This is a genomic window from Streptomyces europaeiscabiei (assembly GCF_036346855.1).
Taxonomy (GTDB): Bacteria; Actinomycetota; Actinomycetes; order Streptomycetales; family Streptomycetaceae; genus Streptomyces; species Streptomyces europaeiscabiei.
Genome location: NZ_CP107841.1, coordinates 5,145,768 through 5,159,736 on the forward strand (window position 1 = coordinate 5,145,768; position 13,969 = coordinate 5,159,736).

The 13,969-nt window shown below is 71.0% G+C and carries 12 protein-coding genes and 1 tRNA gene; 7 read left to right on the plus strand and 6 right to left on the minus strand.

The window, feature by feature from the left end:
• Window positions 1-175 precede the first annotated feature (175 nt).
• Window positions 176-481 carry a hypothetical protein gene (locus tag OG858_RS22570; protein WP_327744324.1) on the minus strand — a complete coding sequence of 102 codons (306 nt, stop codon included), beginning with the start codon at window positions 479-481 and terminating at the stop codon, window positions 176-178.
• A 353-nt stretch (window positions 482-834) separates the two neighbouring features.
• Between OG858_RS22570 and OG858_RS22575 the strand changes: the two genes are divergently transcribed.
• Complete coding sequence (locus tag OG858_RS22575; protein WP_319267946.1) at window positions 835-1,695, plus strand: bifunctional DNA primase/polymerase; 861 nt, start codon at window positions 835-837, stop codon at window positions 1,693-1,695.
• A 297-nt stretch (window positions 1,696-1,992) separates the two neighbouring features.
• Here the strand turns inward: OG858_RS22575 and OG858_RS22580 are convergent, their stop codons facing one another.
• A complete protein-coding gene (locus tag OG858_RS22580) occupies window positions 1,993-2,202 on the minus strand; it encodes an antitoxin (protein ID WP_319068996.1) in 210 nt (69 codons plus the stop codon).
• 236 nt (window positions 2,203-2,438) lie between these two features.
• Window positions 2,439-2,523 (minus strand) — tRNA-Ser (locus OG858_RS22585).
• 237 nt (window positions 2,524-2,760) lie between these two features.
• On the opposite strand from OG858_RS22585, the gene OG858_RS22590 reads away from it, so the two are divergent.
• Window positions 2,761-3,156 carry an AAA family ATPase gene (locus OG858_RS22590; protein WP_256961066.1) on the plus strand — a complete coding sequence of 132 codons (396 nt, stop codon included), beginning with the start codon at window positions 2,761-2,763 and terminating at the stop codon, window positions 3,154-3,156.
• 153 nt (window positions 3,157-3,309) lie between these two features.
• Here OG858_RS22590 and OG858_RS22595 read toward each other — a convergent pair whose 3' ends face one another.
• Window positions 3,310-5,052, minus strand: a complete 1,743-nt coding sequence (locus OG858_RS22595) for a S1C family serine protease (RefSeq protein ID WP_328544533.1) — start codon at window positions 5,050-5,052, stop codon at window positions 3,310-3,312.
• 251 nt (window positions 5,053-5,303) lie between these two features.
• Between OG858_RS22595 and OG858_RS22600 the strand changes: the two genes are divergently transcribed.
• The 3 genes from OG858_RS22600 (at window position 5,304) to OG858_RS22610 (ending at window position 8,234) form a co-directional block, all read left to right on the plus strand.
• Window positions 5,304-6,113, plus strand: coding sequence for a glycerophosphodiester phosphodiesterase (locus tag OG858_RS22600; protein WP_086753574.1), 810 nt, complete (start codon window positions 5,304-5,306; stop codon window positions 6,111-6,113).
• A gap of 434 nt (window positions 6,114-6,547) precedes the next feature.
• Window positions 6,548-7,090 (plus strand): ATP-binding protein, encoded by a 543-nt coding sequence (locus OG858_RS22605; RefSeq protein WP_234440962.1) that lies wholly within the window; start codon window positions 6,548-6,550, stop codon window positions 7,088-7,090.
• Window positions 7,091-7,244: 154 nt separating this feature from the next.
• Window positions 7,245-8,234 (plus strand): DUF5926 family protein, encoded by a 990-nt coding sequence (locus tag OG858_RS22610; RefSeq protein WP_319069000.1) that lies wholly within the window; start codon window positions 7,245-7,247, stop codon window positions 8,232-8,234.
• Between the two features lie 254 nt (window positions 8,235-8,488).
• Here the strand turns inward: OG858_RS22610 and OG858_RS22615 are convergent, their stop codons facing one another.
• A complete protein-coding gene (locus OG858_RS22615; protein ID WP_408059482.1) occupies window positions 8,489-9,166 on the minus strand; it encodes a hypothetical protein in 678 nt (225 codons plus the stop codon).
• Window positions 9,167-9,350: 184 nt separating this feature from the next.
• Window positions 9,351-10,016 carry a bifunctional DNA primase/polymerase gene (locus tag OG858_RS22620; RefSeq protein ID WP_086749314.1) on the minus strand — a complete coding sequence of 222 codons (666 nt, stop codon included), beginning with the start codon at window positions 10,014-10,016 and terminating at the stop codon, window positions 9,351-9,353.
• 512 nt (window positions 10,017-10,528) lie between these two features.
• Between OG858_RS22620 and OG858_RS22625 the strand changes: the two genes are divergently transcribed.
• Both OG858_RS22625 and OG858_RS22630 read left to right on the plus strand, forming a co-directional pair.
• Window positions 10,529-12,052, plus strand: a complete 1,524-nt coding sequence (locus OG858_RS22625; protein ID WP_319267954.1) for a PP2C family protein-serine/threonine phosphatase — start codon at window positions 10,529-10,531, stop codon at window positions 12,050-12,052.
• A 369-nt stretch (window positions 12,053-12,421) separates the two neighbouring features.
• Window positions 12,422-13,909, plus strand: a complete 1,488-nt coding sequence (locus OG858_RS22630; protein ID WP_319267957.1) for an aminopeptidase P family protein — start codon at window positions 12,422-12,424, stop codon at window positions 13,907-13,909.
• Window positions 13,910-13,969: the final 60 nt, after the last annotated feature.

Genomic DNA, 13,969 nt, shown 5'->3' on the forward strand with positions numbered 1-13,969 from the left:
ACGCGCGAGATCACCGAAAACGCCTGTGCGGCGGTGCCGAAGCACCGCCGCACAGGCGTGTCACACCCCACAAACATGTCCCACACGTCCCACACCCGAGGGTCGGACCCCGGGGCCTCAGGGCCGGGCGACCTCATCCGCCCACCCTCGGACCCCTGGCCCGCCCTCGATCGGCTCACCAGAGGTCGGCGAAGCCGACGACGGCGTTCTTCTGGTCCACGGCCGTGAAGCCGGAGCCGTCGACCTGCGCGGTGTTGTTCTGGTTCGAGGCACCCGAGCCGTTCGCCTGCTGCTGCGAGGTCGACGAGTTGCCGTTGTTGTCACGGCCGACACCGCTGCCGACGATGTTCGCCACGCCGGCGTTCGACGAGTCGTCCGCGAAGGAGCCGTTGTCGGCCGCCGCCACGCCGGTGAAGAGGGCAGCGGCGAGCGGGAGCGCCGAGACGGCGGCGAGAAGGCGGGCGGTATGGCTGCTTGCCATGTGCATTTCCTCCAGGGCTTTCACACAAGTACGGGTTGCCCCGAGGCAGTTGGCCGACCGCCTCGCTGCTGGTCTTCGACGTCGCGAAGCAAGAGTTGCCCACCGAATCCCCGGCGAACCACCGCGGAAGCTCTCATTCCCCCTGAAGCGTGATGACAAGTCGATAAACCCCTTTGGATCAAGGAACTCCCAGCTCAGCCGCGATAAGCCCAGCCAGCGGCAGCAAGATCAGGTGAGACAAGGGGCGAAGCGTTCCGGCACGTTTCCAACCAACCCGCGAACAGACCCTCGACGGCCGAAAGCACACCCCGAACCCCCTTCCCTTTATCGAACACGCGTACGAACATGGAGGCATGGCCACCACAGACCGGCAGACCGGCACCCTGGCCCTGGCACACGCCCTCTCCGCCGCCGAACGTGGACTGGCGGTGATCCCCCTCTCCCGCGCGAAGCTCCCGGCCCTGCGCTCCCCCCACCGTGACGAGCCCACGCCCCGCCCCTGTCACGGCGAGTGCGGCCGCTTCGGCCACGGCGTCCACGACGCCTCCACCGACCCCCGCCGCGTCCGCGAACTCTTCGCCGCCGCCCCCTGGGCCACCGGCTACGGCATCGCCTGCGGCCTCCGCCCCCACCATCTGATCGGCGTCGACCTCGACACGAAATCCGGTACGGACTCCTCGGCGGCCCTGCGCGAACTGGCCCTGCGCCACCTCTTCACGATCCCCGAGACGGTCGTCGTACTGACCCCCAGCGGCGGACGCCACCTCTGGCTCACCGGCCCGCCCGACGTCGTCGTCCCCAACTCCGCCAGCCGACTCGCCCCCGGCATCGACATCCGCGGCGCCGGCGGCTATCTCGTCGGCCCCGGCTCCCGCACCGACCACGGCGTCTACGGCACGGCCCCCGGCACCTCCCACCTCCCCCCGGCCCCCTGCCCACCGGCCCTGCTCCGCCTCCTGCTGCCACCGGCCCGCACGAACCCCTCGGGCTCGACCGGCGGCCACGGCCACGGCCTGGTCCACTTCGTCCTGACCGCCCAGGAGGGCCAACGCAACACTCGCCTCTTCTGGGCCGCTTGCCGCGCGTACGAGAACGGCCTCGGCCCCGACCTCACGAACGCGCTGGTCGAGGCAGCCGTACGCACCGGCCTCACGGAACGGGAGGCCCGGTCGACGGTGGCTTCGGCGGCACGGATGTCGGGCCGGGGGGCGTGAGGCCGAGGCCCGCCCCTCACACGGACGACCGGCCGGCGCCCGCGTTTCCGGGCGCCGGCCGTGGGAGCTGGCTCGCGGACCGTCATGGCGGATCGGGCTGGGCCGGTCGTCGACTGGTCGTGCACCGGTCACGGAGACCACCGCCGACGAGCACGCCACGCCGCGCCACGCCACGTCTCGGAACCCGCTGTCGTGCCCTACCTGAACCGTGGCGCGATCGTCGACCGAGGACGAGGACGAGGACGAGGACGAGTTGGACTGACGGATCCCGCAGGCCGCGGCGTCACCACGGCACCCCTACCGGGGCGGGTCCTCGCGGCCGGGGTCGCCCTGCCCTCTCTGCTCCGAGCCCATCTGCCGCCTGAGCCTCTCCTGCGCGGAGTCGACCTGACCGCTGTACTTCCCCTGCGTCCTGTCGTCGGCGTAGTCGCCTGCCTTGTCGACGCCCTGCCCGGCCTTGTCCTCATGGCCCTTCAGCATCTGCTTGAGCTTGTCCATCACAGACATGGCGGCTCCTTCCGCTGGCTAAACCGTCCCCACCAGAATCAGCGCCCCTCCCACAGACCGCATCTCGTAGCCCCGCCGAACACGACAAAGGCCACCCCACAACACCCACGAACAGCGATGCCGACCACGCCCAGAGACGAACACCGACACCGGCCCGCACCACCGTCAACTCACCCCACCAGCCGTCAACACAACGACCCCTGACCGTCTTGCCTGGTCAGGGGTCGTTGCACTTGCGGTGGGTGTGGGATTTGAACCCACGGTGACTCGCGCCACGACGGTTTTCAAGACCGTTCCCTTAGGCCGCTCGGGCAACCCACCTACGCCCCTGCCCACCAGGGACGGAGCGGCTACAGACTACCGGCTGCGGTCATGATCATGGGATGGCGGTCCGCAACAGGTCCACGGTGGCGCGGTGACCGGCTACAACTGTGGTCGAGGGAGGGGCCCATGAAGCCGGAGACCGTGATTTCTGTGTCGGCGACCGTGATCGCACTCGCTTCGCTCTGGGTGAGTTTCACGGAATCGCGAAGCATCCGGTCGCACAATCGTCAGTCGGTGAGACCGCTCCTGCAGATCCGGCGGGTGCTGAACTTCGAAGGGACGAGGACGGGGATCCAGCTCGTCAACGCCGGTCTCGGTCCGGCCATAGTCACCACCAGCGTCGTACGGGTGGACGGCGAAGTGGTGGGTGAGTGGGACCTGAGGACCTACAGGCGCCTGACGCAGGGGCACTCGCTCCACCCGAAGGTGTCGACGCTGCAGCCAGGTGTCCCCGTGCTCGCCGGCCAAGTCGTGCACCTGCTGTTCTTCGACGACTTCGACCGCGCTGAGCACGCCTGGTTCTGGACGCTCGTCAGCGAGCGCCTGATGGTCGAGATCTTCTACGAGTCGATGTACGGAGGCGAGAACTTCAGGGCCGTGTTGATTCCGCCCTGGGAGACCCCGACCTGATGGCCACGGTGGCGCTGCCCACCGAGGAGCCGATGGGCTGCCGACATGCCGACCCGCCCCAATTCTCAGATGCCGACCCGTCCCCGTCCCCCCGAGAAGAGGCTGAGGGGACGGGGACAGCGGAGCGGCGGTGGGGCTGCGGGGAGGGCGGGGTCAGCTGTCGCCCTGGCGTTCGCCGAGGGTGACGTCCGCCGTGCGGGTCTTGCCGTCGCGGGTGTAGGTCAGGGTGACCTTGTCACCGGGGAGGTGGGTCCAGATCTCGCCGATGAGGGTGGGGCCGCTGTCGATGACGTGGTCGTCGAGCTTGGTGATCACGTCGCCGGGCTTGAGGCCGGCCTTGGCGGCGGGGCCGCCCGCGGTGATGGAGTCCGCGCCGCCCTCACCCGAATCCGTGATCTTCGCTCCGCCCGTGCCCTCCTCCAGGGAGACCGATGCGCCGATCACCGGGTACACCGGCTTGCCCGTCCTGATCAGCTGCTGGGCCACGTTCTTGGCCTGGTTGATCGGGATGGCGAAGCCGAGGCCGATGGAGCCCGCCTGGCCGGAGCCGAAGCTGCCGTTGCTGGCGGACTGGATGGCCGAGTTGATGCCGATGACATTGCCGCGGGCGTCGAGGAGGGGGCCGCCGGAGTTGCCCGGGTTGATGGACGCGTCGGTCTGCAGGGCGCTCATGTAGGAGGCCTTGCTGCCGGAGGAGCCGTCGCTGGAGGCCACCGGGCGGTTCTTGGCGCTGATGATGCCCGTCGTGACCGTGTTGGAGAGGCCGAAGGGCGCGCCGATCGCGATCGTCGAGTCGCCCACCGCGACCTTGTCGGAGTCGCCGAGCGTCAGCGGCTGCAGGTTCGGCGGGGCGTTCTTCAGCTTGATGACCGCCACGTCGTAGCCCTGCGCGTGGCCGACGACCTCGGCGTCGTACTTCTTGCCGTCCGGGAAGCTGGCCGTCACCTTGCCGCCGTCGACGGCCTCCGCCACCACGTGGTTGTTGGTGACGATGTGGCCTTCCTTGTCGAACACGAAGCCGGTGCCCGTGCCGCCGTCGCCGTCGCCGTTCGACGCCTCGATGGTGACCGTGCTCGGCAGCGCGGAGGAGGCCACGGCGGCGACCGTACCGGCCGCGCGCTTGACGTCTCCGCCGTTCTGGGAGGCCGAGATGGTCGTGGAACCGGTGGAGTTGTCGTTGCGGTCGGCCAGCGTGTAGCCGATGCCGCCGCCGACCCCGCCCGCGACCAGCGCGGCCACGAGGATCGCGGCGATCAGACCGCCCCGCTTGTTGCCCGCCGGCTTGGGGGCCGGCTGCTGCGTCTGCTGCCACGAGGAGCCCCAGCCGCCGTCGCCGGGGCCACCGGAAGCGCCGGGGCCACCGGCTCCTCCGGCCGCGCCCGCGTCGCCGTACGCGCCGGCGCCCGCGTACGCGCCGGTGCCGTTGTCCGCGTACGACGGGACGGCGGGCGGTGCCGGAGGCGGCCAGGCGGCGTCGGGCGCGGAGGATCCGGCGCCACCGGGAGCCTGTCCGTAACCCCCGCCGGGCGCCTGGCCCATGCCGTATCCCTGCCCCTGGCCCGCGGCCGCCGCGTATCCGGGTGCCCCGGCGGACACCAGCTCCGGGTGCGGCTGGTGGGCCGTCGGCTGCTGTGCCGTCGGCTGCTCCGTGTGCGGAACCCGCGGCTGCACCGCGGTCGCGCCCGTCTCCGGGGCCGTCGGCGGGACCGGCGGGAGCTGGGTCGTCGGCGCGTTGTCGGCGGTCGTTCCGGCCGGGGTCGCCGGGGCGGTGGACTCCGCCGGGGCCGCGCTCGGCTCGTGCGCCGGGGCCGGCGCGGAGGCAGCGGGAGTTTCCACCGGCACGGGAGGTGCGGACGGGGCCGGGGGTACCGCGGTGCCCTCGTTCTCGGTGCTCACAGCTTTTCTCCTCGGTCCACGGCTTCACCTTGTCGGCGGTCGACTGTTCTTGGTCGCACATCGGGCTGTGCAGTTTTGTATGAGGTCAGCTTTTCCCACGAGCCGTCAGGGCACCATAAGCGGTGCCTGTGGGTCCGGGACCATCCTTTATATAGGACCTATTGGACTAATGGTGCATACTGTGCGTACGAACCCGGTCGTCCACGGTCACCACCCCCACGCGTACCCCGTCACGGTGGCACCATGACGCGGTGACCCACGTACGACAGCTCCCGATTCAGGTCGTTGCCCACCGGGGAGCCTCCGAGGCGGCCCCCGAGCACACCCTGGCCGCGTACAAGAAGGCGATCGAGGACGGCGCGGACGCCCTCGAATGCGATGTCCGACTGACGGCTGACGGCCACCTCGTCTGCGTTCACGACCGACGCGTCAACCGTACGTCGAACGGCCGGGGCGCGGTCTCCGCGCTGGAGCTCGCCGACCTGGCCGCCCTGGACTTCGGCTCCTGGAAGAGCGGCGACGAGGCCCCCGACTGGGAGGTCACCCCCGAGGACCGGGCGGACACCTCCGTCCTCACCCTTGAACGTCTGCTCGAACTCGTGGCCGACGCGGGGCGCCGGGTGGAGCTGGCCATCGAGACCAAACACCCCACACGCTGGGCGGGCCAGGTCGAGGAGCGGCTGCTGGTCCTGCTGAAGCGGTTCGGCCTGGACGCTCCGGAGACGGCCGCCGAATCGCCGGTACGGATCATGAGCTTCTCGGCGCGCTCGCTGCACCGCGTCCGCGCCGCGTCCCCGACGCTGCCGACGGTCTATCTGATGCAGTTCGTCTCGCCCCGGCTGCGCGACGGGCGGCTGCCGAGCGGCGTCCGGATCGCGGGCCCCTCGATCCGGATCGTGCGCAACCACCCCGCGTACATCGAGCGCCTGAAGAGCGCGGGACACCAGGTGCACGTGTGGACCGTGAACGAGCCCGAGGACGTCGACCTCTGTGTCGAGTTGGGCATCGACGCCATCATCACCAACCGCCCCCGCGCGGTGCTCCACCAACTCAGCCGCTGACCGCGCCCCCTCCGGCACCCTCCGGCACCAACGGACGCACAGTCTCCGCCACCACCGACGCACGGCCTCCGACACCACCGAGCGCACGGCCTCCGACAACTTCGAACACACCGATTCCGACAGCTTCCAACACGCCGTCCGCGACAGCTTCGAACACGCCTCTCTTCACACCTGTGACCATCACGCCGACCCCCGTCGGCGCGCTCGCGCGGCCCTTTACGGAGGTAAGAATTCCGCCAAGGCGGCTGGACCACACCCGAGGACAAGTCGGTATATCGAGGACGAAATTCAGCCACTCGGCTACAAGGAGTGCACCGGCGCGTTCGTTCCGTGTTCGATCGTTGCGAGTGCGTCAGAGCACGTGTTCCGGCCGGTTTCCAGTCCAGTCCAATGGGGCATTCACACCGTGGCGTGGGGCGAAGGAGGTCTCGGGGGTGGCGTTGGTGGTGGCACAGGAGGTGCCCACGTCGTCGAGCATGGCCGTACCCCATGGCCCTGCGGGCGTGGGTGAAGCGAGGCACCGGGTGCGCGATCAGTTGCGCGACGGTGGAGTGGCGGAATCGGTCATCGACGACGCCCTACTGATCCTTTCCGAACTGCTCAGCAATGCCTGCAAACACGGCAGGCCGCTCGGCGACGCGCTGGCCGGTGACGGCGATGTGCGCTGCGCCTGGCGCATGGATCCCACCGGGCGGCTCACTGTCGAGGTCACGGACGGCGGTGGTCCGACCCGCCCGCTTCCGTCCACGCCCTCGGTCACCGCACACGGCGGCCGCGGGCTGAACATCGTCACGGCACTGGCCGACGACTGGGGCGTGCGCGACGACGCCCGCGGTGAGGTCACGGTGTGGGTCGTCGTCCAGGACGACGTCTACCGAGCCCACCGACGGGACGACTTCGCGAGCCGTGTGGTCGCTCCCTCGGTCTCCACCGTTCCCGACCTGGACTTCGCGGACGCGTTCGAAGACATGGACTGACCCGACGGTGGTTCGGGCCAGGCGTGCACAACCTGGCCTGAACCACCGGTTACGGGACGACTCGGGTGCGTTGCCCACAGGGTCCCGTCGGGCGTCGTACGAGCGGCTAGGCTCGCGCGAGTACGAGACGAGCCGTGATCGGGAGACACCCACGATGGCCAAGAAGCGACCCCAAACGAAGGCCAAGCGCCCGCAGGGCACCGGCGGAGTCGGTGCCGCAGGCGCCGATGGGCAGGTTCCGGTTGTCGGCGCGCGCGAGCAATGCCCCTGCGGCAGCGGCCGCCGCTACAAGGCCTGTCACGGCCGGGCCGCCGCCCAGGCGGTGACCGAGCTGGTGCAGCGCCCCTTCGAGGGCCTGCCGGGCGAGTGCCACTGGATCGCGCTGCGCGAACTGGTGCCCGCCGCGACCGTCGAGCTGAAGCTGAAGGACGCGCTCCCCGAGGGCGTCCCGTCGGTGACGCTCGCCACCGTCCTGCCCATGGCGTGGCCCGCGCTGCGCCGTGACGACGGCTCGGTGCTGCTCGGCCTGCAGAACGACACGGCGTCCGGCGACATCAGCCGCGACCTCGCCGACACCCTCCAGCGTGCCCTCGTCGCCGAGCCGGGCACTCCGGTTCAGGGCCGGCGCGCGCCGGCCGACGGTCCACGCCTGCAGGACCTGCTCGACCCCGAAGGTGAGTTCGAGCCAGTTGTGCACACGGGCTTCGAGTTCTGGGTCCCGGACACGGAGGGCACGACCCCGGAGGTGACCGCCTCCCTGGAGCGCGCCAACTCCGCGGCGATCCCGACTGTGAAGCTCGCGGGCGTCGACGCGGCGTACTGGTGCGAGACCCCCGAGAAGAACCATTTGCGATGGGTCATGCCGCACGCCGAGGAGCGGCTTCTGGACGCTCTCGCGCGACTGCACGCGGCGGGGCGCTCCAGCCTCGGCGAGGGCACCCGTCTCGTGGGCTCCTTCCGTGCTCACGGCCTCACCGTGCCGGTCTGGGACCTTCCCAGCGGAATGGGCGCGGACGACATCGAGAAGCCGGCGGCCGAGTTCGCCGAGCGGCTCGCCGCCGCCCTGGCCGACGAGTCCCCGCTCACCCCGGACGAGCGCCGGGCGCGCGGCGGGCTCACCAACCGGCAGGTCACGCTCAGCTGACCGTGCGCGCCGGGCTGACCGGACGGTCAGCTGATCGAGTGCGTTCGAAATGTGGTGACTCCTGTCACAACTCCCCTACGTGACAGGCAAATTCGTGTCCGAATAGCCGAGATCGAATTTGCGAAGCGCCGATCTCTTGTTACGGTTTCATTAGCCCGGTTGCTGGTGCATCCCCCGTCGCCAGCAACCGGGTTTCTTCATGCCCGGGATCCGGGGCGCCTCCGCTGTACCGATCCCGCTCGGCGCCAACACCCTTACGAACGGCCTGAGTTGCTCCCTGAGCGCAGCAACAGCGGCCCACCGCCGTCCGGTGCCGCGAACTCCGCCACGGCCGTGTACGCCCCCATTGCGCCCCGCGTGCGCCCCCTGGGCGTCTCGCACACCCCAGGCTCGTCGTGCGCGCCCACGGCGCACCGCATCCGTACGGTGTGCTCGCCGGGCGCCATCATGCTGAGGACCGAACTGAGTTCCCGCCCGGTGGCGTTGCGGTAGTACGTGCGGGCCCAGGTCTGCTCGCCCTGCGTGAGGACACACGTCTGCGCCTCGATGCCGTCGGGGGAGGTGAGTTCGGGGCCGCAGCGGGCGGCGGTGGCGAGACCGAGACCGAGCGGCCGCCGCGGGGAGCGCGCCGCGTCGTCCGCCGCGTCGGCGCCGCCGCCCACTGTCCTCCCGTCCGACCCGCCCGCCTTCGGATCGACGTGCCCGGAGGACTTCTCGGTGAGCTCACCGGCCCCGTCCGCACGCCCGTCCGCCCGCCCGTCGGCTCCGCTGCCGAGTCCGGCGACTTCACCGGCGCGGTCGACGCCACGGTCGAGGTCGGAGGTGAGAACCCGCTCGGACATGGGGGCGCGTTCGGACGTACGTACGTTGCCGAGCGGGCCGGCGGAGGCGGCGAGGGGCAGGCCCAGCGCGACCGCGACCGCGGCCGTCAGCCCCGCGAGGCGGAGCCGACGTGGATCCGGCCCGCCGCGCTCCGACTTGGGTGCTCTACGGCTCCGGGGCGGGGGAGCGCTGTGGCGGCCGCGCGATGGGGCCCCGTGGCCCCCGGGAAGACGCTGCATGTGCGGAAGATAACGACCGACCGGGGGCGCCCGGCCCCCCGCGCGCCGGGCGGACTCAGAACTCGGGCGCGCTCACACCCGTACGAGTGAGGGCGTCGACGACCGCGTCCACGACCGCCTCGACGTCGGGCACCCACGGCGCGGCCGAACCGGGCAGCGGTGCCCGCTCCCAGCGGATCAGGCCGTGACCGGTCTCGGAGGGGGGCAGAGCCAGATAGCCGCCCTCGCTGTGGAAGCGGAGCGAGCCGGGGACGAAGTCCTTGGCGTAGAGCAGCTCGCCCAGCTGCTCCATGGAGTACGGCGCGACGAGGATCGCCCAGCGGTGCGGGGCCGCGACCACGGGGCCGAGGCGCATGCCGGTGCGGTCGAGCGCGGCGAGGGCACGGGAGGCGGCCAGGGCCGGCAGGCTCACCGCGCAGGGGGCGGTACCGCCGGTGGCCAGCACGATCGGTGCCGTCGGCCGGTTGCCCCACCACCAGCGGACCATGCGCTCGTCGGTGGTGGCGGCCAGCAGGCCGGGGTCGAAGGGGTGAGCGCCGGGCACCACGCACTCCGGGTCCGGGCATCCGCAGCGGGCACTCCCCTGCGGGTCCGGCGCCACCCCCGGGAGTACGGGCCACTGCCATTCCGTCGCGAACGTCAGGGCCTGCTCAAGAAGCTCGGGCCTCCCGCCGTTGCGCCTGGACAGGAGCCTGCGTCGCTTTCCGGGGATCTCGCGCATGAGCGCTCGTCCTTTCCGTTGCACGCATGGCAACACCGTGGGTCACATCACAACATGTGTCGTTCACTGCACTGTGCGTACCTGCTGGCGCATCACACCCCTGTCACGAACAAGGGGAACCCTGCGGGCCGAGCTCGGTTACGTCCGCGTCCATCGCTTGCGTCGACTTGCGTCTGTCAAAAGCATGGGCATGGCGTAGGGGTGGCGGCGCCTGGCGTTTTGCTGTCCCGCATGTGCTCGCCGCCTCCGCCACGGGAGGATGGGGCTCGGTCGTCGGTGGATAGGACGCCCGGTTCCGTCGCCAGGTTCCGGGCGGCCTCCGCCGCCCCTGGTCTTCACCGAGTACGTACCCATCACGACCGCTGTGACGCTCTGTTGAACAAGGCCAGTCGACCTCAATACACCGTTCACCACAACACTTTTAAGTCAACTTTCCTGTTTCCGAAGGACTGGACAAGAAGTTGACAGGTGTCCAACAGGGCCGCACGGACACCAGATGTCCCAGCAGGACAATGCTGGACATCCCCTCACGAGTGCGTGTACATGTGGAGAGACTGCTAGCGGCGCAGAATGACATGGGGGTTTGCGATGCTTTTGAGCAATACGCACCGGTCGGAAAGCCGGAAACCATGAACGCCCCTCACCCTCCGAAAGTGGCTGGAATCGATTCAACGGTTCCCTCCCCCGCACACACTGTCGCGCCCGCGCCCGTCGCCTCGGGTGCCTCACCGGCCCCTTCCGCCACAGGAGCGGGCACCGCTCCCGGGACCGTTCTGCAGGACAGACTCGCGGGCTGGGTCTCGGATCTCACGACGCTGCACGAACTCACCGAACGTCTGACCCGCACGGACTCACTCGACAGCGCGCTGAAGGAGACCCTGCACGCCGGAGCCGCCCTGGTCGGCGCCCGCCGCGGTCTGCTCGTCCTGGAACCGGGCGACGGACTCGGCCCGGACACGACCATCGGCCTCGGCCTCGGCCGCGCCGACCTCGGGCACATCGAGACCGTGCCGCGCAGTTCCCTGCCGTACGGCCGCATCCTCGACGGACTGCCGGGCGGTGACGGCGAGATCGCCCAGCCCGACCTGTTCGCCGAGGACGGACTCGATCCCCGCCACCGCGAGGTCGCCGCCCGGCTCGGATACGCGGCGAGCTACGCGCTCCCTCTGTCCACCGAGGGAGCCGGCCCGCTCGGCGCCGCCGTCTGGCTGTACGACGAGCCCGCGGAGCCGGTCGAGCGGCAGCGGCACCTCGCCGGGCTGTACACGCGGTACGCCGCCGAGCATCTGGCCCGGCTCGTCGAGGTCGAGCGCACGCGCGCGTGCATGGCCACCATCGCCGAGGAACTGCTCCCCTCCCGGCTGCCCCGCGTCGCCGGCGTCCAGCTCGCCGCCCGGCACCGCACCGGACCGCGCGGCGGCGGCGACTGGTACGACGCGCTGCCGCTGCCGGACGCCGCGCTCGGCCTCGCGGTCGGCTCGGTCACGGGGTCGGGCCCCAGCGCGATCGCCGCGATGGGGCGGCTGCGGGCCTCGCTGCGGGCGTACGCCGTGATGGAGGGGGAGGACCCCGTCGCCGTCCTCTCCGACCTGGAGCTGCTGCTACGCCTGACCGAGCCGGCCCGCTCCGCCACCGCGCTCTTCGCCTACGTCGAGCCCGCGCTGCGCAAGATCACGCTGGCCGGGGCCGGACACAGCCCGCCGCTGGTGATCGGCGAGCGGCGCACCGAGTTCGTGGAGACGTCCCTGTCGGCGCCGCTGGGCATGCTCGCCTGCTGGGAGGCGCCGAGCGTCGAGCTGACCGCCGAGCGAGGAGAAACCGTCCTGCTCTACACCGACGGCCTCCTCCAGCGCACCGGCGAACCCGTCGACCGCGCCTTCGCCCGCCTCCATGCGGCCGCGGCCTGCGTCCCCCGGGCCCTGCGCACCGACCCCGGCGCCATCGCCGACCACGTCCTGCGCACCGTCCTGCCGGACAGCCTCGGCGAGGGCGACGGCACGGAGGACGTGGTGCTGCTGGCGGCACGGTTCGAGTAGGACCGGCAGCCGGGCTCCGGTGGACCGCCGCGCCGGGCTCCGGGCTCGCGGCACGTGCGTCGCCGCGCCGGGCGCCGTGTGTCGTGGCACGTGCATCGCCGCGCCGGGCGCCGTGTGTCGTGGGCGGCCGCGGGCTGGCCCGCCCGGCGTCTACGGCCCTGCCACCTGCCACCTGCCACCTGCCGAGCATGCGCCGGTGGTTTCGCGCGCCGAGGGCCAGCCGCTTCGCGTGCCGGGTGCCGGGTGCCGCGCCTTCGCGGCTGCTTCTCGTAAGGGATCGGTGACCCGTCGTAAGGGGTGTTTCAAGGCCCCCTGGTCCCCTGCGGGACGACCGTACGATGGACGCGGTCCAGTGCCGTACCTAGGAGGATGACCGTGGCGGACGAGCTCGAGCCGGCGACCCCGGAGACCGAGGCGACCGAAGCCGAGGAGCCGATCAAGCAGCGCAAGAACGGCCTGTACCCGGGCGTGTCCGACGAGCTGGCCGAGAGCATGAAGTCGGACTGGGCCGACACCGAGCTGCACGGCCTGGAGCCGATCGCCCAGGCCGCCGAGACCGCCGCGCGCCGCGCCGCGCTCTCCGCGCGCTTCCCGGGCGACCGCCTGGTGATCCCCTCGGGCAACCTGAAGACCCGCTCGAACGACACCGAGTACCCGTTCCGGGCGTCGGTCGAGTACGCGTACCTCACCGGCAACCAGACCGAGGACGGCGTCCTGGTCCTGGAGCCGACCGGCGCCGAGGGCCACGAGGCGACGATCTATCTGCTGCCTCGCTCCGACCGGGAGAACGGCGAGTTCTGGCTCTCCGGCCAGGGCGAGCTGTGGGTCGGGCGGCGGCATTCGCTGACCGAATCGGCGGAGCTGTACGGCCTCCCTGCCGCCGACGTGCGCGCACTCGCCGACAAGCTGCGCGAGGCCGCCGGCCCGGTGCGGGTCGTCCGCGGGTACGACGCCGGCATCGAGGCGGCGCTCCACGACAAGGTCACCGCCGAGCGCGACAACGAGCTGCGGGTCTTCCTCTCCGAGGCACGGCTGGTCAAGGACGAGTTCGAGATCGGTGAGCTGCAGAAGGCGGTCGACTCGACCGTGCGCGGCTTCGAGGACGTCGTACGCGTGCTGGACAAGGCCGAGGCCACCTCGGAGCGCTACATCGAGGGAACGTTCTTCCTGCGCGCCCGGGTCGAGGGCAACGATGTCGGCTACGGCTCCATCTGTGCCGCCGGCCCGCACGCCACCACGCTGCACTGGGTCCGCAACGACGGCCCGGTCCGCTCCGGCGACCTCCTGCTGCTGGACGCGGGCGTCGAGACACACACGTACTACACGGCCGACGTCACGCGCACCCTGCCGGTCAACGGCACGTTCAGCGAGATCCAGAAGAAGATCTACGACGCCGTGTACGACTCCCAGGAGGCCGGTATCGCCGCCGTGCGGCCCGGCGGCAAGTACCGCGACTTCCACGACGCCGCGCAGCACGTACTGGCCGAACGGCTGGTCGAGTGGGGGCTCGTCGAGGGCCCGGTGGAGCGGGTTCTGGAGCTGGGCCTCCAGCGCCGCTGGACCCTGCACGGCACGGGTCACATGCTCGGCATGGATGTCCACGACTGTGCGGCCGCACGCGTCGAGTCTTACGTCGACGGGACGTTGGAGCCGGGGATGGTGCTGACGGTCGAGCCCGGCCTGTACTTCCAGGCGGACGACCTCGCCGTCCCCGAGGAGTACCGGGGCATCGGCATCCGGATCGAGGACGACATCCTGGTGACGGAGGACGGCAACCGGAACCTGAGCGCCGGGCTGCCTCGCCGCTCCGACGAGGTCGAGGCGTGGATGGCTTCTTTGAGGGGCGCGCGGGGGTGAGGCGGGGCGGGTTCGTCCGCGGGTGAGTGGGGGCTTGCCGCGCCCCTCAGAAAGCACGGG